Here is a 3,008-nt window from a genome sequence, read left to right on the forward strand (position 1 = left end):
CCGCTCCCACAAGGGGCGGCGTCGGTCTTCAGATCGCGAATACCTTAGATCATTTCCTCGGCACCCTTGCCGCCGAGCACGATCTCGCCGGCCTCGGCCATGCGGCGGGCGATGGTGAGGATTTCCTTCTGCGCCGTTTCCACATCGCTGACCCGTACCGGCCCCTTGGCCTCCAGGTCGTCGCGCAGCAGCTCCGAGGCACGCTTGGACATGTTCTTGAAGATCTTGTCCTTGACCCGCTCGTCGGCGCCCTTGAGCGACACCACCAGCACGTCGGACGACACTTCGCGCAGCAGCGCCTGGATGCCACGGTCGTCGACATCGGCCAGGTTGTTGAAGACGAACATCAGGTCTTCGATCTGCTCCGACAGGTCGCTGTCGATCTCGCGGATCGCGTCCATCAGTGCACCTTCCACCGAGCTGTCGAGGAAGTTCATGATGTCGGCAGCACGCTTGATGCCGCCCAGGGTGGTACGCGCCGCGTTGGAGTTGCCCGAGAACTGCTTCTCGAGGATCTGGTTCAGCTCCTTCAATGCCGCCGGTTGCACGGTGTTCAGCGACGACACGCGCAAGACGATGTCCAGGCGCACCTTGTGGTCGAAGTTGCTCAGCACTTCGCCGGCCTGGTCGGGGTCGAGGTAGGCGACCACGATGGCCTGGATCTGCGGGTGCTCGTAGCGGATCACGTCGGCCACGGCGCGCGGCTCCATCCACTTGAGGCTGTCCAGGCCACTGGTGTTGCCACCGAGCAGGATGCGGTCGACCAGGCCGTTGGCCTTGTCCTCGCCCAGGGCCTGGTTGAGCATCTTGCGGATGTAGGCATCGGAGCCCACGCCCAGGCTGGTCTGGTCGCCGACGATTTCGACGAACTCGCTCATCACTTGCTCGACCTGGTCACGGTGCACATTGCCCATCTGCGCCATGGCCACGCCCACCCGCTGCACTTCCTTGGGCCCCATGTGCCGCAGCACCTGGGCCGCATCGGTCTCGCCCAGCGAAAGCAGGAGGATCGCCGCCTTGTCGACGCGGCTCAGCTTGGCGGTAACGGCTCGGTTATCACTCATCGGCGTTGATCCACTCTTTCACGACCTGGGCAACGCGGCCCGGGTCTTCGGCCACCAGGCCTTTGATTGCGTTGAGCTGTGCCTCGTAACCCTCGCTCGGGCTAGGCAGCAGAATGCTTGTCGGGCCACCCAGACTGACGCGGTCGTTGGCCAGTTCGCCATCCAGACCCATCATGCCGCCCAGCTCCATGTCGCTGTCCGGGGCAGCCTGCTTGCCGCCCCCTGTAATGTTGTTCAACACCGGCCGCAGCACACCGAACACCAGCACCAGGATGAACACTACGCCCAGCACCTGCTTGACGATGTCCCAGAACCACGGCTGCTGGTAGAAGGCGATGTCGGCGATCTCTTCGCCACGGTCGGCGGCGAATGGCACGTTGATCACCGTCACGCTGTCGCCACGGCTGGCATCGAAGCCGACCGCATCCTGCACCAGGCGGGTGAAGCGTGCCAGGTCCTCGGCGCCCCACGGCGCACGGGTGGTGTCGCCGGTGGCCGGGTCGATCTTGACCTGGTCGTCCACCACCACCGCCACCGACAGGCGGGTCATGCGCCCCTGCTGCTGGCGGGTGTGGCTGATGGAACGGTCCAGTTCGAAGTTCTTGGTGCTTTGCTGGCGCTTGTCCGACGGGTACGGCGCGAGCATTGGCTGACCGGTGGCCGGGTCCATGATCTGCTGGCCGTTGGCATCCACCAGCGGCTGGCCAGGCTGGATGGCCGCGGCCGGGGTAGCGGCACCACCAGTGGTCTGCGGTGCCGAGGCAGGGCCCGGCGGCTGGTTGCTCAGCGCGCCGGGCACACCTTGCGGGCCCTGGCTGCTGGCACGTTGCTCGTCGACCGACTGCTCGCTGCGCAGCGCCGGCTGGTCGGGGTTGAACTGCTCGGAGGTGGACTCGACCGCGCTGAAGTCGAGGTCGGCGGACACTTCGGCCTTGTAGCGGTCATTGCCCAGCACCGGCTGCAGGATGTTGTGCACCCGCTGGGTGAGCATGCTTTCCACCCGGCGGCTGTAGTCGAACTGCTTGCCTGCCTGGGTCAGGGCGGTGTCCTGGATCTGCTCGGACAGCAGGTTGCCCTTCTGGTCGACCACGGTGACCTGGGACTTGTCCAGTTCCGGCACGCTGGTGGCGACCAGGTTGACGATGGCCATCACCTGCCCGGCTTCCAGGGCACGGCCCGGGTACAGCTCGACCAGTACCGAGGCACTGGGCTTGCGTTCGTCACGCACGAACACCGAACTTTTCGGGATAGCCAGGTGCACGCGCGCGCCCTTGACGTTGTTCAGGCTGGACACGGTACGCGCCAGTTCGCCTTCCAGGCTGCGACGGTAACGGGTGGCTTCCATGAACTGGCTGGTGCCCAGGCCCTGCTCCTTGTCGAGCAGCTCGAAGCCGACATTGCCATCGCTCGGCGCCACACCGGCAGCCGCCAGCTTCAGGCGCGCACGGGAGAGGTCGTCGGCCTTGACCAGCAGAGCGCCGGAATTGGGCTCAACGTTGTAAGGGATGTCGGCAGCGGCCAGGGTGTCCATGACCTGCTTGGTGTCCATACCCGCCAGGCTGCCGTACAGCGGGCGGTAATCGGGTTGTTGCGACCACAGCACCACGGCAAAGCCGATCGCCACGCTGGCGGCCAGGCCGACCATGAGGCCGATCTGACGCAGCATGGGCATCTGCGCGATGTTTTCCAGAAACGCCATGCCGAACAGCGGTGGTTTGGCCGCTGGCGGGCCGCTTTTGGCGGGGGCGTTGTCGACGACTGCTTCAGCCATGGTTTACATCCATCCTCAAACCGGCATCTGCATGATGTCCTGGTACGCCTGGACCAGCTTGTTGCGTACCTGGGTCAGGGCCTGCATCGACACGCTGGCCTTTTGCGAAGCGATCATCACGTCGGTCAGGTCGACGCCACTCTTGCCGATCTCGAAGGCGTTGGCCAACTGGG

Annotated in this window: 3 protein-coding genes; all 3 read right to left on the reverse strand. The window is 65.1% G+C overall.

Annotated elements, in window-relative coordinates:
• Positions 1-44 precede the first annotated feature (44 nt).
• A complete protein-coding gene (gene fliG / locus M2S36_RS21810; protein ID WP_013973604.1) occupies positions 45-1,064 on the reverse strand; it encodes a flagellar motor switch protein FliG in 1,020 nt (339 codons plus the stop codon).
• The gene (gene fliF, locus M2S36_RS21815) at positions 1,057-2,835 is read right to left on the reverse strand and encodes a flagellar basal-body MS-ring/collar protein FliF (protein WP_207829745.1); all 1,779 of its coding nucleotides are present in this window, start codon (positions 2,833-2,835) and stop codon (positions 1,057-1,059) included. The genes fliG and fliF overlap by 8 nt, the downstream gene beginning before the upstream one ends.
• 15 nt (positions 2,836-2,850) lie before the next feature.
• Positions 2,851-3,008: flagellar hook-basal body complex protein FliE (gene fliE / locus M2S36_RS21820; protein WP_333957832.1), on the reverse strand; the 158-nt coding region annotated here is incomplete at its 5' end.

Origin of the sequence: Pseudomonas sp. SF2, assembly GCF_036858055.1 — a bacterium.
Taxonomy (GTDB): domain Bacteria; phylum Pseudomonadota; class Gammaproteobacteria; order Pseudomonadales; family Pseudomonadaceae; genus Aquipseudomonas.